Raw genomic sequence first — 14,424 nt, forward strand, 5'->3', positions numbered from 1 at the left:
TCAATGGAGCCGGTCGAGCAAGTTTCGCGCCGCTGCGGTGACGCGCTCCCGGTCGAAGGTGATTGACATTTCGTAGCGCCGGTCTCCGTCGCCGTCGGGCCCGCATGCGGGGAACGTTCGCTCGCGTGCGATCAGTGCCGCGGCAGTGTCGGGGCCAAGCACCAAGACGCTCGACTCGCGCGTCAGCGGATCGTCGTCATCCAGCCGCACCTGCCGCACCTGGGGTCCCAGCTCCGCCGGCAGGTGCTTACCGAAAACTGCTACCATCGGCGATCTTTCGGCGGCTATAGACAGGTTTCGGCTGGATATCCCCTGAACGTCGTCGGCGTCTTGCAGCGTGAAGAGAATCATCGGAGGGGTTTCGGCGGTGATGGCTATCCGACCGAGGTGCCGCGCGAGTTCGGTGACCGTCTGCTTGCGGACGATCCGTGTCGTGGGAACGGCCGCTGCCAGACCGAGGGTCGACGGCTCGACCTTCGTCGGAAGCCGCGCTTTTCGCACCGGCCACTTGAACGCCCGTGGCGTGGTCGGCAGTTCTCCGGGGCTGCCGAACCGCATTCCCTGACCCAGCGCGGCGCCGAACGCCAACGCTTGTTCGAGATGGTCGTCGGTTTCGATTCCTTCCGCGCAGATCACGGCGCCGGTCCGTTCGTGGTGCGCGGTGATGGCCGCGATGGTCCGGGCCTGCATGCGATTCGGCTGGTTGTGTATCAAGCCCATGTCGAGTTTCAGGATTTCGGGAGACAGCACGTCGAGCAGAACCAGCGAATCGGGATGTGAGCCGATGTCGTCGAGCGCGATCGCGAATCCCAGCGAGCGAAGTGCGGCGACCTTGCGCAGAAGTGCGCGCGGATTGGTCAACAAGCCGCGCTCGGTGACCTCGAACGTCAGTCGGAAGCGAGTCGCGGCGTGCATGACATCGTCGTCCTCGACCGGGTCGACGTGCGTCGTCGCGGGTTCGCAATTGATCAGCAGCAACATCCCGGGAGTCGACGTACCCAGTAGCGCTCCCCGGGCCGCCGCCCGAATGCACGCCCGATCCAGCGTGTCCAACCGGCCGGTCTGCTCGGCGCGGGTGAACACGTCGATCGGCGACGGATTGTTCAGTTGCGGCCAGCGCGCGAACGCCTCGTAGCCGATCACCGTTTCGCTCGGCAAAGCCACGACCTGCTGAAATGCCGAGACCAGCCCGGTACCCGTGACCGCGTCATCGAGCGCGTCAGTCATAGTCGGGTTCGAGGTTATCGCAGGGCTAATTGCGCCAAGGGCCAGTGGTCATGAATTCAACGCTAACGCCGAACACCGTGTTTGACCGCGTGACCACCCAATTTCCCCCGATTGGCCACCCCAACGGGTGGCAGCTATCTTAGACGTCCGTAGAATAGCGGCGTTATTTGTCACGGCCTGCGGGCCCCGGATGGGCATGTCGATGGTGAAACAATCGGATCATTACGACCTGCTCAGCGCCTATCTAAAGAACCGCGGCCTGCAAAGCATGTGGCAACGATCAAATTTCATTGTTATCGCCGCACAGTCTGCGCTGCCGGCAATCATGCTGTGGAGTCCCAGCGGACCGACCCAGCCGGTTGGGCGGGCGGTATCGGCTGCGATATCGGTGCTGGGGCTGATCGGCGCGACGCTGTGGTTGGTTCGTTGGCCCACCCGCCGAGAATCGATCCTCTTCGCGTTTTCGGCGATGGCCGCCATTAGCATCGCGTCCCTGTTTTTATCCAACCCCTACACCGGTCTGATGGGTTGCACGATTTTCGCCATTCTCGGCGGCTTCATCGCGTACTTCCATTCAGTTCGCTTGGTGCTCACCAACTTTGTCGTCGCCGCGATTTGCGCGTCGATCCTGGTGCATCGTTACATCGTTGCGACCGGCGACATCGCCCTGATCAGCGCCGGGCTGATTACCGTTGCGGTGCTCAATATCGGTGTGCCCTTTGGGATTCTGTCACTGATGCATACGCTGCGGAACGATCTTCGAAGCACCGACCGTGATTCGCTGACCGGCCTGCACAACCGGCGCTCGTTCTACAACGCGGTGTCTGAGCTGATGGCGCTGCACGGTCGGTCCGCGGGAAGCTATCTGGTAACCGCGGTGATCGACCTGGACAACTTCAAGCAGATCAACGACACCCAGGGGCACGCCGTCGGGGACCAGGCGTTGGTTGCCGTCGGCTCGGCTCTCGAGCAGAACTGCCGGCCCGCGGCGGTGATCGCGCGCGTTGGCGGTGAGGAATTCGTCGTCGTGGACACCGCCTCCACACCGCAGCACGCGACGATGACCGAACGGCTCCGCCAGGCGGTCGCCGACATTCCGTTCCCGATCACCGCCAGCATCGGGACCGCTGCCATTGCACTCGACGAGCTTCCGACGATAGCCGACATGGAAGTCGTCGACGACTTGATCGGCACCGCCGACGCCGCGATGTATGAGGCCAAGCGCGCCGGCGGCAATCGGGTGTGGCACTGCCCGGAGTTGTTATCGCGTGCCGCACGTCAGCCCGTGTCCGGCTCCTAGTTCCTGGCTCTCCCGAACGGCTTCATCCGAAAAGTGTTCGGCCGGAACCAAATTTCCGTGCGTAAATCGGGAACTACGTTGCACCCAACGGGTCCGCGCCGCCTCCGGGTAAGCGGTCTACCGGGAGGTCAGCTTGCGGCGGGGCAATCCTTCGGATGATGCGGCATCAGACGCATGTGATGTTCGCAATTCCGTTGCGGTACACCGTGCACCCGCGCCTCGCTCGGGGTCAGGCCGAAGTGTTGCTTGAACACGGTGTTGAAGGTGCTTCTGGAGCGAAAGCCGCTGGCGATCGCGATGCTGTCGATCGAGGTGTTCGACGGCGACTGGCGAAGCAGCTCGGCCGCGCGGGTGAGTCGTGTGGTGCGGATCAGATCGGCGGTCGTGGTGCCGGCGCGCTGCAGGGCCAGCTGAATCTGCCGGACCGACCAGCCCAGCGAGTGGGCGACACCGGTCGGCGTGAGGTCGGGATTGCTCGCATAACGCGCCACGTGTTCGCGCACCGCCTGCTCGACCGAACGGAGTGTGTCGGGAGCACCGCCGCGACCGGTCATGCAGGCGAGCAGCAGGTCGTTGATGGTGGCGCACGAACGCGAGAACTCGTAATCGTCGAGGGTTTCGTACTGGGTGCTTACGGTCGAGATCATCGCGCTGACCACCGAGCCGAGTCCGCGCCGGAAGTCCATCACGACTGGGCCTTCCGGCAAGTTGAGCGGACGGCGGGCGTTCGCGACATCGTACGTCCAGCCCCGGGCCCAGGAGCTGTGACGAATCTGAAGCGCGCGCGACTTGCTCAGGAGCAGAGCCTGACCCGGTTGTAGCTGTATCTGGCGGTGGTCTTGCTCAAAGTCGAGAACGCCGCTGCGGATGACGAAGAGCATGCTCCCGAGGTCTCCGTCGGCGCGCACGTCGGCGTCCGTCTTCGCATAGTGCAGGCCCTCTGACCAGAAATCGACCACGCGGTGATCCCCGTTGCGCTGAACGATGCTGCCGGCCCGGAATTTCGCGGTGTCGGGAAAGAGGAAGTGCAGCGAACCGTGATTTGCACAGACATGGTCTACCCAGTAGCCGGCCGGATCGTCCAGTGCGGTGCGCGTGTCGCTGCGCTCGGTGACGTAGTTACTCACCACGCGTGGGCGCCGAGCCCTGGCGCTGAATTGGTGCCCTCTATTCATGGGAGCTCGAAATCGCCTCTTCCGTCTCACTAAATGACCATCAAGTCTGCCCGTCTAGTAGACCCGGGCTCCTGGACGTGCGCGCCCCGGCGCATTGCGTGCGCAAATCACCGATCGTTGGATGGATCTACCTCTCACCAGCGCCGTCGGGCCGGCAAATATTTCCGATCGCCGATGTCATCCCCAGTCGCGGGGGGTCAACCGCTCGAGTGTGTGCAGGAAGATCCGCCGCTCCTCGGTGCTGAGTTCGCCGAGCCAGCGCTCTTCGCCGCGCTGGATCTCGCCCTGAACTGCGTCTTTGACGCGCCGGCCCGCCTCGGTGATGGCGAGTAACCGCACTCTGCGATCGTCCGGATCGGGCCGGCGTTCGATGTAGCCGTCGTCTTGCAGATCGTCGAGGGTGCGAATGATCCGAGTCTTGTCCGCGCCGATCGCCGCGGCCAGCGCGGCCTGGGTGCGCATCGAGGACCTGTCCAGCGCTAGCAGGACGACGTAGCCCCACATCGTCACGCCATGCGCTTCGAGGATCGGCTCCTCCGCCGCGACCAACTCGCGCAGCAGCGGCGCGAGCATCGCGGCCAGGTCGGGGCGCCGTTCCGGCGACTTCGCACCCACCGCGCCATGATAGGCATTGCGGTATCGTATGCGGATGCCTATCGTAATCGTATGCGTACTAACTCGCCTGACATCCGGCCACTGCACCGCATAGCGGTGCTGCACTCGATCGACATCGTCAACACCGTGACGCGCGACGACGTCGGTAGGCCGACGCCCTGCGGAGGCTGGTCACTTCTTGACCTGCTCGCCCACATGACCGTCCAGCATCGCGGATTCGCTGCGGCGGCAAGAGGTGCCGGCGCGGATCTCGAGAACTGGAATGTGGATACCGTCGTCGATGCGGTGCGGGCCGATCACGTGCGTGCTTACGCCGATGCCGCACTCGACGTGATCGATGCATTCGCCGCCGATGGCACACCCGAGGCGCTGTTCGGATTACCCGAATTCGGTGCGGGCGCGGCGGTTCCGGGTGCGATGGCGATGGGCTTTCATTTGGTGGACTATGCCGTCCACGGCTGGGATGTCGCCGCATCGATGGGCCTGCGCTATGAGCTGCCCGCCGACGTCATCGCCGCCGCCCTGCCGCTGGTGCTGGTCGTCCCCGACGGCGAGTTCCGAAACGCCGGCGGTGCGCCGTTCGGTCCCGCTATCGAGCCGGCAGGGGGTGACGAGTTCGACCGCATCCTGCGTCACCTCGGCCGCAGTCCGGACTGGGCGCCACGATATTCGTCGGCCAGCGGCGAGTGATCCGGGACGGTGGGGGGCAGCGAATACCTTTGTGCTGCAGCAGATTTGAGTAGTATCCGGTGAATATATCTGCCTCTCAATGCATTTGCTGATGGTCGAGCCGGAAGTCGAGCAAGATAAACCGGCGAAGAGCCTCGGTGTGTATTGCCACTTTGTCTGCACGTTAGGGTGCTTTGGTGGCCTCAGTGGCCATCCGAATTGAACAGGTGGGGAAACTCATGACCGCAGCAGCAGACTCGTCGACGCTCGAATCGCGGGTCGGCCACTACTACCGTGTCGACGACACGTACCAGGTCGGCCGCGAGAAGCTGCGCGAGTTCGCCCGTGCCGTGCAGGACTATCACCCCGCGCACTGGAAACTCGCCGCCGCCGCGGAGCTTGGCTATTCGGACCTGGTGGCGCCGCTGACGTTCACGTCGGCCCCGGCCATGGCGGCCAATCGGCACCTGTTCGAATCGGTGGTCATCGGTTATGAGATGTACCTGCAGACCGAAGAGGTCTTCGAGCAGCACCGACCGATCGTGGCCGGCGACGAGCTGCACATCGACGTGGAACTTTCCTCGGTGCGCAGGATCGCGGGTCGAGACTTGATCACCGTCACCAACACCTTCACCGACACTGCCGGCGAACGGGTACATACCCTGCACACCACGGTGGTCGGCGTCACGGCCGAGGACGTCGATCCGGCGATCAGGGCGACCGCCCAGCAGGTCATGATGCACGACGTGAACCTCGCCGGAATCGAGTACTCCGATGTGGGCTATGAAAAGACGGTGCGCCCCGCGGACGAGGTGAGGATCGCCAACTACACCACCCGCACCCTGGGGACGCCGTCCTTCGACGAGGTGAACGTTGGCGATGAGTTACCGGTGCACCACGCCCGACTGTCCCGCGGCGATCTGGTCAACTACGCCGGGGTGGCCTGCGATGCCAACCCGCTGCACTGGGACGAGAACCTCGCCAAAATGGCGGGACAGCCCGACGTGATCGCCCACGGAATGCTCACCATGGGTTTGGGTGCCGGGTTCGCCTCCACCTGGTCCGGCGATCCCGGTGCGGTCACTCGCTACGCGATCCGGCTGTCCCAGCCCGTGATCGTGTCGGCCGCCGAAGGCGCGGACATCGAGTACAGCGGCCGAATCAAGTCGCTAGAACCGGCGACCCGCACCGGTGTCGTCATCGTCGGCGCGAAGTCAGGTGGCCGCAAGATCTTCGGCCTGGCGACGGTGAACGTCCGCTTTAGCTAATCGCCACACTGTGCCCCCGGCAGTGTGGTGTTTCAGGACATGCGAATGGGGTGTCTCAAGACATCGGAATAGCTTGTCGGCCAGTTTCAGCTGGTGTCGAAGGCTCGTCTGGTCATTACCGCCGTCCTTGTCGAAGGCCGTTCGCAGTCGCAGGTCGCCCGTGACTATGGGGTTTCCCAAGGATGGGTATCGCGGCTGCTCAAGCGCTACACGCTCGAAGGCGAGGCCGCATTCGAGCCCAAATCACGACGGCCCCACACCAGCCCGACACGACTTGCGCAGACCACGATCGAGCTGATCATCGATATCCGACGCACCCTGGTCGGCAAAGGACTCGACGCCGGACCACACACCATCGCCTGGCACCTCGAACACCACCACCGGTTACGAGTTTCGGTGGCCTCCATCAGCCGGCCACCTCACCGCAGCCGGCCTGGTCACACCCAGCCCCCACAAACGCCCGAAAGCGTCCTACATCCGCTTTGCCGCCGAACAACCCAACCAACGCTGGCAAGCCGACTTCACCCACTGGTCCCTCGGCCACGGCATCCACACCGAAATCCTGTGCTGGATCGACGATCACTCCCGCTACGCACTCTCAGTCACCGCCCACCGCCGCATCACCGGACCCATCGTCGTCAACGAATTCACCAAAGCCGTTGCTCAACACGGCATCCCATACTCAACCTTGACCGACAACGGCATGGTCTTCACCACCCGATTCGCCGGCGGCAAATGCGGACGCAACCACTACGAAGCCGAACTCCACCGCCTCGGCGTACGCCAAATCAACTCTACCCCCAACCACCCCACCACCTGCGGCAAAGTCGAAAGATTCCACCAAACCCTCAAACGCTGGCTCACCGGCCAACCCCGCCCCACCACCCTGGCCCAACTGCAAACCCACCTCGACGCTTTCGTCGACGAATACAACCACCGCCGCCCCCACCGATCGCTGCCGCATCGCGCCACCCCAGCCACCGTCTATACCAGCAGACCCAAGGCCGACCCAGCAACCCGCATCGACACCCACAACCGAGTACGCACAGACCGCGTCGACCAAGCCGGATCAGTCACCATGCGCGTCAACGGACGCCGGTACCACATCGGCGTCGGCCGCATCCACTACCGAACCCGCGTCTTAGTCCTAGCCCACGACCTCAACATCAAAATCATCAACGCCGCCACCGGAGAACTACTGCGCGACTTCACCCTCGACCCCACCAGGGACTACCAACCCACCGGCGCCCCCAAAGGCCCCACACGGAAAAAACCCCAAACCTAACGCAGGTTCAGGGCTATTCCGATGTCTTGCGACATCACACTGTGCCCCCGGCAGGATTCGAACCTGCGACACCGGCTTTAGGAGAGCCGTGCTCTATCCCCTGAGCTACGAGGGCGGACGGGCCTGAGCTTACCGTGACGGCAGGCTCAGGCCCGTTGGCCGCGGCGGCGGTCAGCGCAATTCCGCGATGACCTTCGAGAAGTTGGCGATGTTGTTGTCCTGCACGGTGACAGACGACACACCGTACTTCTCTCGGTAGGCGAGCAATGTGTCGGCGATCTCGCGGGGCGAGCCGCTGAGCACGGAGGGCTGGGACAGGATCTGTTCATCGGTGAGATCCGGCGCGTAGCTCCGGGTCAGTTTCAGGTCGGGCTCGGTCTCGCCTTCACGCGGCATCGCGGTGATCGCCAGATTCAGCTCGAGTTAGTCGAACCGGTCGCCGGCGGCCTTGCGCACAAAGTTGACACGTTCGGCGAACGGGTCCTCGACGTCGCGCACCTTGGAGCCGGTCAACCCGATGATGTCGGCGTTGCGCGCCGCGATGGTGAGCACGCGGTCACCGTTACCGGCGATGATCAGCGGTGTCGACGGGTGATGCTCCTTGAGATATTTCGTCATGTGCTCGAGGTAGTCCACCCGCGCACCGGCGCTGGGATACGGGATCTCCGCTGCCTCGAACTCTTCGCGGACGTAGCCGGTGCCGAGCCCGATCTCGAGGCGGCCGTTGCTGAGCAAATCCAGGCCTTGCATGTCACGGCTGAGCAGGGCCGGCTTGTAGAAGGCGGAGTTCAGCACATACATGCTCAGCCGCAGCGTGGTGGTGACCATCGCGACTGCGGTCAGGGTCGGAAAGGGTGCGGCGGCGCCCAAATGGTCCGGCACGCAAAGAATGTCGAAATCGGAGTCTTCGGCACGCTTGGCCTTGTCGAGTAGGGCCTCGCGCGATTTGAAGAACCGCATACTCATGCCAAATCGAAAATCCTTGGCCACCAACAACCTCCGTTAAATGAGTTAGGAACAATTACCAGGAGCGGGCCGCGGTCGCCAAGCCCCGCACCAAGGCGGAGGTGACCGACGACAGGCCATCAGATCCCGGCAGCGGACTGCGCGGGCTGAGACCCCTGACGCGGACGGACAATTCGAGTTGTGTCCCGCCGTCGCGTACCCGGTTTACCGGGTTGTCAGGATGTAACCCCCGTAGTTCGAGCGGGATATCGTCGAGGTCGGTGACGACCTGATATCCGCTCAGCTGAATGTGTCTGGCGAGGTGGCGGCCAGCGCGCGATTGCGGCCTCCGGCAAGCAGTTGCGTACTGCGCCCGATGCGGCCGTACCCGTGCAGCGAGACCGCGACGTCGACATGGTCGAGAAACTCTGCCAGCGTTGGTGACTCAGCGGGGTCGAACCGCGCTGACGGCAGGTGGTGCGGGTAGCGGTCGGGATGGCGCACTAGATACACCGACGCGCCGGCGGCCCGGCCGCACGTTCGGCAACCACGTCCGTCATCTCTTCCAGGCCGCCGCCGTGAATGGCAAGGAAGCCGAATCGGGACCGCAGCCGGCTTGTCTCGAGCACCCCAGGCGCGCTGAGCAGCTCCGAAAGTGACTGTGGCCCAGGCTCGGAAGCCGATCTCGCGGAGGCGGGACGTGGCCAGCGCGCGGGATCCCAGCGCCGCAAGTAGTCGATCCAGCGTTGCGGAAGTCCGTGGTGGACGGCGCCGTCGATGATCTTCGGCAGGTAGCCGGGTCGGGGCGGCCCCGGCGTCACCCGCTGGTCGATGTAAACCCAGGCCGGTGCCGGACCGTCGTCGGTGTGCACGGTCAACTCGTCGCGCTGGTAGCGCACCGGAACGCCTTCGGCACTGTCCAGGGTGGCCAGGTCGTGGTCGGAGAGTTGCCAAAGCACACCGTGCACCTGGTTGCCGGCGAACGGTTCGACGGTCGCCACGCCGCGCTCATTGATCAGCCAATCGTGATCGGACAGCACCGCCGGCCGTGGATCGGTGGCATCGGGACAGCGCCGCGCCATCTGTCTGATGCACAGGTTGGAGCCATATGCGAAGTACGGGTGCCGGCGCGCGTGCATTCAGCGGCTCACCGTCAGACAAATCGGCACCAGGTGAGCCTATGTGCTTCGTATAGCTATGTAAAACATGCCCGCATGACGGCCCCCCTACGCGCGGCCCGACTTCGCCTGCCGGGAAGATACTTCCGTGCGGAGAAGGCTCACTGCGGTTGCCGGGGTCGCGGTCACGCTCGCGGGGTGCGGCGGACCGAGCCGTCCGGCCGCGACCGTCACGTCCACCGTGCCGCCGGTGACTCAAACGGTGACGGTGACCGAGGCGTCGCCGACACCACCGGGTCCGAAAACGATCATGACCGCCAATGGGACTTTCTTGGTCAACACCGACGTCGCGCCGGGCACCTATCGCACCGCCGGTGGCGAGTCCTGCTATTGGGCGCGGCTGCGGAGCCTAGACACCAACGACGCGATCGACAACAACGTCGGCGACGGTCAGCAGGTGGTCCGAATATTGCCGACGGACACGGCGTTCGTCACGCGCGGTTGCGGAACCTGGACAAAGATCGGCTGACCGTGCCCCTACGGGCAGTACGTCGATACCGCGAGGTTCACCATGGACGTGACGTCGCCGAAGTTGATCCCGCGCGGGCCCAAGGTGTTGTGGACGTCGTCTGCAATCTGCTGTGACGACCAGCCGTTCCACCGATCGGCACAGATGTGGTGTGCCATAAAAAGGATGTCGCCGTCCTCATTCGGCGGCCATGTGAATCCGAGGGCACGCATCTGGGTCAGGAACGAAGCGTCAACGGTGTCCGCCGCGGCGACCGAAGCGGTGGACACCAGGGCGGCGCCCACGATCAGCGGAGCGGAAAGTCTGGCCAGCCTGCGAGGTGACGGCACTGATGCTGTTCCTTCTTTCTCCGCGTTCGCGGTCGCGTAAGTGTGCGAGTCCAAAGCGGCGCAAACGTGAAGAATAGAGAAAACTTAGACAACGCACATGGAACGGCTAAACAAGTAAACGACCGGTTGTCGGTATACCTCTACGGCTTTGGCGTTGGGGCCGCCGCACCTCCATACAGGCAGTCATGAAGTTCCTGAGTGCCCGGGGCGAAGTCGAATCCGCAGTTGCACTCGCGAGCGTCCTTGGGCGAGAGGCCATTGCAATAGTCGGTGCCAGCCGAGGCCGATGGTGTGGTCCACAGAACACCGGCGGCCAAGGCTGCCGCGGCCCCGATCGTGGCCAGCAATACTCTCGTCTTCATGCTCGGATTCCTTTTCTCTGGATACGTTCCAGAGAAGCTTCTCATTGGAATCGACTTGGTGCAGCACTACTTCCGTTCAGTGCGCGTGTGACTTCTCCTACTGTCCCGCCTCGCGTTAGGGCATGGAATAACCCTGGACCAAGGTCACGCCGTCGGTGTCGAGCTTGCCGGTCTGCGTGTCCTAAACGGTTCCGTTGGCGCTGAGTTGGCAAGACGCGGGCTTGCCTTTGGTGCTTGCGGTCACCGAAAGCATCTGAGAAGCGTTCTTGACCGTGAAGGTTAAGGGCGGCCCCGGCACCGGGTGCGGTTAACAGTGAAGTTCCCACTGACAGCGCAGCGGCTACAGCAAAGTAGCCTCTCATCGGCTGACTTAGGCCTGGGCGCTCGCCAACACGCGCCGTTTTTAGTTGCCTTTCAAAGTCAGATAGATCAGCACCACGTTCAGCACGCTCACCAGTGCTGCGACGGCCCAGCCGATAGTGGTCGTGATGGGGTGGTTGGTGTCGTCGCCCATCAGCGCCCGGTTGCTGGTGAGTCTGACCAGCGGCAGCACAGCGAACGGAATTCCGAACGACAGCACGACCTGAGAGATGACCAGGGAGCGGGTCGGGTCGAGGCCGATCGCCAGCAGCGCGACGGCCGGGCACAACGTGACCAAGCGGCGCACGATCATCGGGATCGATCGATGTAGCAGACCCTGCATGATCATCGCGCCGGCGTAGGCGCCCACCGACGACGACGCCAGGCCGGAAGCGAGCAGTCCGATCGCGAAGAGCACCGCGATCGTCGGGCCCAAAGTGGTGTGGATCGCGGTGTAAGCGCCGTCGATGGACGCTACATCGTCGTGGCCCTGCAGGTTGATCGCGGCGACAAGCAGCATCGCCGCGTTCACGGTCCCGGCGACGGCCATTGCCAGCACCACGTCCACGCGAGTGACCCGCAGCAGCCAGCGGCGCTCCGGGCCCGGCCCGGGATGCCCATGCCGATCCAGCACCAGTCCCGAATGCATGTACACCGCGTGCGGCATCACTGTGGCGCCCAGGATGGCGGCGGCCAACAGCACGCTTTCGGCGCCGTGGAATCGCGGCAACAGCCCACCGAGCACCGCGTCGGACGGCGGCGTGGCGACGAAGAAGCTGGCAGCGAAGCCGACCGCAATGATCATTAGCAAGGCCGTGATGACGCGCTCGAAAAGGATCTGGCCGCGCCGGTCTTTGATCGCGAGCAGCAGCAACGAGATGACGCCGGTGATCACCCCGCCGAGCGGCAACGGCAGGCCGAACAGGATCTGCAGGGCTATTGCCCCACCGATGACTTCGGCGATATCGGTTGCAATCGCAACGATTTCAGCCTGTGCCCAGAACGTCAGCCGCAGCGGACGGCTCATCTCCTTGCCGATCGCCGAGGGCAACGAGCGCCCGGTCACCAGCCCGAGTTTGGCCGAAAGGTACTGCACCAGGCCCGCCATTACATTGGCGGCGACGATCACCCACAGCAACAGGTAGCCGAATTGCGTGCCGGAGCTGACATTGGCCGCGACGTTGCCCGGATCGACGTAGGCGATCGCGGCGACGAATGCCGGCCCCAGCAGATACCAGCTCGTTTTGAATGAGGCTTTGGTGTCCTGCGCCAACTGACCGACCCGACCTTTGATGAGAGTTAGCGAATAAAAAAGTTAGGCTACCCGACATCCGCTCAGCGCCTAACCATCGCCCGCCCGATCAAGTGGCGCCGATGCTTCCGCCGCCGTCGACCCGAACGATCTGGCCCGTGATGTAGCCGGCGTCCTCGTGCAGCAACATGCAGATCACGTGCGCGATCTCGGTGGGGGTGCCGACCCGCCGCATCGGGATGTCCTTGAGAACAAGAGCTTCGCGCGCCGACCCGACGGGGCTGCGCTCGCGGTACATCTCGGTCTCGATCGGCCCCGGGGCCACCGCGTTCACGGTGATGCCCGACGACGCAAGCTCGCCGGCCCAAATCCGGGTCGCGGTCTCCAATGCGCCCTTCGTAGCGGCATAGGGAGTGCGCTCGTCGACGCCGGTCGTCGTGAGGCTGCTGAGGTTGACAATGCGGCCCCACCCCGCCTCGACCATGCCGGGCAACACGGCCTGCACCACCTGCACCGCGGTGCGCACATTCATGTCGTAGGTGAGAAATAGGTCGTCCAGGTCGATCGACCCGATGTGGCCGAACCGGGCCAGGCCGACGTTGTTGACCACGGCGTCGACCCGGCCCTCCGCGACGATCGAGTCGAGGGCCGCCGCGGTCGCCTCCCGGTCGCTCAGGTCGACCGCGACGAACCGGCCCGGAAAATCTGGCGGCGCGCTGCGCGCCAGTCCAATCACCTCGTAGCCGTCGGCGGCGAGGCGGTCTACGACCGCGCGGCCGATCCCCTTTTACGCCCCGGTGACGAGCACTCGCCGCTTCGACATCGCCTTCCTCTTTCGCGCTCGCGGATGCGACCGATCAGGGGAACGCCGAAATGCCCGGGTTTCATGCCGTGCGTTCGATCACCCGGGCAGGTAAAGGCCCTTGCCGGTGACCAATGGCAGGTCGAGAGTCGTGACGATCCCCGGCGCGGCGGCCACCACTGCCGGGATCGCGTTGACCACCCGCATCGCGGTGGCCACCAGACCGGCGTGGTTGTGATCCCCATTGGGGCTGCCCAGGCAGACGTCCATCCCGTAGGACGGCTCGCCGGTGATCTCGATGCGGTACGAACCGCCCTCCTGGGCCGGCTGCGGCCACTCCGGGCACAGGTCTTCGCGCAACCGGGTGACGTGCTCCAGGACGATCGCGGGCTTGCCGTCGACGATCCCGAACACCTCGAAGCGCAGCGCCGCGGCGGTGCCCTTGGCAATGTGACCCGACGCGATCTCGAAGTCCTCGGGTGCGGGAATCCGGACGTACTCCTGCGTGACGGCATCGAGCGTGATGCCCAGGCCCGCGGCAATCTGGCGGATCACCGATCCCCAGGCCAGGCTCAACACACCGGGCTGCAGCAGCATCGGGATGTCGTCCATCGGCCTGCCAAAGCCCATCACGTCGAACATGACCGCGGCGCTGTCGTAGGTCGCGTAGTCGACGATCTCCATGCACCGAATCTGCTGGATGCTCTGACAGGTGCCGGCCAGCGCCAGGGGAAGGAGGTCGTTGGCGAATCCCGGATCGATACCGTTGACGTAGACGCTCGAATTGCCTTCTCGTGCAGCATCTTCGATTGGCTTGATGAGCTCTTCCGGGATGACCTGCCACGGGTACTGCAGGAAGACCGGGCCGCTGCCGACGACGTTGATGCCGGCCGCCAGCACGCGCCGGTAGTCCTCGAGCGCCTCGGGCAGCCGGTTGTCGGCCAGTGCGTTGTATACCGCGCACTGGGGCCGGGTGGCCAGCACGGCATCGAGGTCGGTGGTGGCCAGCACACCGGTCGAATCCGCAAGTCCGGCAAGCTCTGCCGCGTCTTTGCCGGCCTTGGAGTCTGAGGACACCCAGACCCCGGTGAGCTCGAATTCGGGATTGGTGATAAGCGCTCTCAGTGCGTGAATACCGACATTGCCGGTGCCCAGTTGAACGACGGGGATGGGCATGACTGGCTCCTT

At 64.2% G+C, this 14,424-nt stretch carries 12 protein-coding genes, 1 tRNA gene and 3 pseudogenes; 6 read left to right on the forward strand and 10 right to left on the reverse strand.

Annotation, left to right across the window (positions count from 1 at the left end):
• The gene (locus G6N54_RS23630) at window positions 1-1,227 is read right to left on the reverse strand and encodes a sensor domain-containing phosphodiesterase (RefSeq protein ID WP_163792518.1); all 1,227 of its coding nucleotides are present in this window, start codon (window positions 1,225-1,227) and stop codon (window positions 1-3) included.
• A 127-nt stretch (window positions 1,228-1,354) separates the two neighbouring features.
• Here G6N54_RS23630 and G6N54_RS23635 point away from each other — a divergent pair, with 127 nt between their 5' ends.
• Window positions 1,355-2,527 (forward strand): GGDEF domain-containing protein, encoded by a 1,173-nt coding sequence (locus G6N54_RS23635; RefSeq protein ID WP_232072958.1) that lies wholly within the window; start codon window positions 1,355-1,357, stop codon window positions 2,525-2,527.
• Between the two features lie 128 nt (window positions 2,528-2,655).
• Here the strand turns inward: G6N54_RS23635 and G6N54_RS23640 are convergent, their stop codons facing one another.
• Together G6N54_RS23640 and G6N54_RS23645 are read right to left on the reverse strand one after the other, a co-directional pair.
• Entirely contained in the window at window positions 2,656-3,486 is an 831-nt protein-coding gene (locus tag G6N54_RS23640; RefSeq protein WP_163792520.1) for an AraC family transcriptional regulator, read from the reverse strand.
• Window positions 3,487-3,879: 393 nt separating this feature from the next.
• The gene (locus tag G6N54_RS23645; protein WP_163794927.1) at window positions 3,880-4,275 is read right to left on the reverse strand and encodes a MarR family winged helix-turn-helix transcriptional regulator; all 396 of its coding nucleotides are present in this window, start codon (window positions 4,273-4,275) and stop codon (window positions 3,880-3,882) included.
• A 93-nt stretch (window positions 4,276-4,368) separates the two neighbouring features.
• Here G6N54_RS23645 and G6N54_RS23650 point away from each other — a divergent pair, with 93 nt between their 5' ends.
• From G6N54_RS23650 to G6N54_RS30770, 4 genes and pseudogenes are all read left to right on the forward strand, one after another.
• The gene (locus G6N54_RS23650; RefSeq protein ID WP_163792522.1) at window positions 4,369-5,007 is read left to right on the forward strand and encodes a TIGR03086 family metal-binding protein; all 639 of its coding nucleotides are present in this window, start codon (window positions 4,369-4,371) and stop codon (window positions 5,005-5,007) included.
• Window positions 5,008-5,225: 218 nt separating this feature from the next.
• Window positions 5,226-6,254, forward strand: coding sequence for a fused (3R)-hydroxyacyl-ACP dehydratase subunits HadA/HadB (locus G6N54_RS23655; RefSeq protein WP_163792524.1), 1,029 nt, complete (start codon window positions 5,226-5,228; stop codon window positions 6,252-6,254).
• A gap of 93 nt (window positions 6,255-6,347) precedes the next feature.
• Window positions 6,348-6,464 (forward strand): annotated as a pseudogene (locus tag G6N54_RS30765) (sigma factor-like helix-turn-helix DNA-binding protein); the annotation flags it as partial.
• Window positions 6,465-6,801: 337 nt separating this feature from the next.
• The gene (locus G6N54_RS30770; RefSeq protein ID WP_232073818.1) at window positions 6,802-7,539 is read left to right on the forward strand and encodes an integrase core domain-containing protein; all 738 of its coding nucleotides are present in this window, start codon (window positions 6,802-6,804) and stop codon (window positions 7,537-7,539) included.
• Window positions 7,540-7,581: 42 nt separating this feature from the next.
• Here G6N54_RS30770 and G6N54_RS23665 read toward each other — a convergent pair.
• The 3 genes and pseudogenes from G6N54_RS23665 to G6N54_RS23675 all read right to left on the reverse strand — a co-directional run bounded on the left by G6N54_RS23665 (window position 7,582) and on the right by G6N54_RS23675 (window position 9,623).
• Window positions 7,582-7,654: transfer RNA gene (locus G6N54_RS23665), tRNA-Arg, on the reverse strand.
• A gap of 56 nt (window positions 7,655-7,710) precedes the next feature.
• A pseudogene (locus G6N54_RS23670) lies at window positions 7,711-8,535 on the reverse strand (LLM class F420-dependent oxidoreductase).
• 25 nt (window positions 8,536-8,560) lie between these two features.
• Window positions 8,561-9,623, reverse strand: a pseudogene (locus G6N54_RS23675) (poly-gamma-glutamate hydrolase family protein).
• Window positions 9,624-9,750: 127 nt separating this feature from the next.
• Between G6N54_RS23675 and G6N54_RS23680 the strand changes: the two are divergent.
• Entirely contained in the window at window positions 9,751-10,131 is a 381-nt protein-coding gene (locus G6N54_RS23680; protein ID WP_163792526.1) for a hypothetical protein, read from the forward strand.
• A gap of 8 nt (window positions 10,132-10,139) precedes the next feature.
• On the opposite strand, the gene G6N54_RS23685 is transcribed toward G6N54_RS23680, so the two are convergent.
• The 4 genes from G6N54_RS23685 to G6N54_RS23700 all read right to left on the reverse strand — a co-directional run bounded on the left by G6N54_RS23685 (window position 10,140) and on the right by G6N54_RS23700 (window position 14,412).
• Complete coding sequence (locus tag G6N54_RS23685; protein ID WP_163792528.1) at window positions 10,140-10,460, reverse strand: DUF732 domain-containing protein; 321 nt, start codon at window positions 10,458-10,460, stop codon at window positions 10,140-10,142.
• A 765-nt stretch (window positions 10,461-11,225) separates the two neighbouring features.
• Entirely contained in the window at window positions 11,226-12,476 is a 1,251-nt protein-coding gene (locus tag G6N54_RS23690) for an Nramp family divalent metal transporter (protein ID WP_232073819.1), read from the reverse strand.
• A gap of 67 nt (window positions 12,477-12,543) precedes the next feature.
• Window positions 12,544-13,215 carry an SDR family oxidoreductase gene (locus G6N54_RS23695; RefSeq protein WP_163794928.1) on the reverse strand — a complete coding sequence of 224 codons (672 nt, stop codon included), beginning with the start codon at window positions 13,213-13,215 and terminating at the stop codon, window positions 12,544-12,546.
• A 120-nt stretch (window positions 13,216-13,335) separates the two neighbouring features.
• Window positions 13,336-14,412 carry an NAD(P)H-dependent amine dehydrogenase family protein gene (locus G6N54_RS23700; RefSeq protein WP_163792532.1) on the reverse strand — a complete coding sequence of 359 codons (1,077 nt, stop codon included), beginning with the start codon at window positions 14,410-14,412 and terminating at the stop codon, window positions 13,336-13,338.
• Window positions 14,413-14,424: the final 12 nt, after the last annotated feature.

Source organism: Mycobacterium stomatepiae (genome assembly GCF_010731715.1).
Classification (GTDB): Bacteria; Actinomycetota; Actinomycetes; order Mycobacteriales; family Mycobacteriaceae; genus Mycobacterium; species Mycobacterium stomatepiae.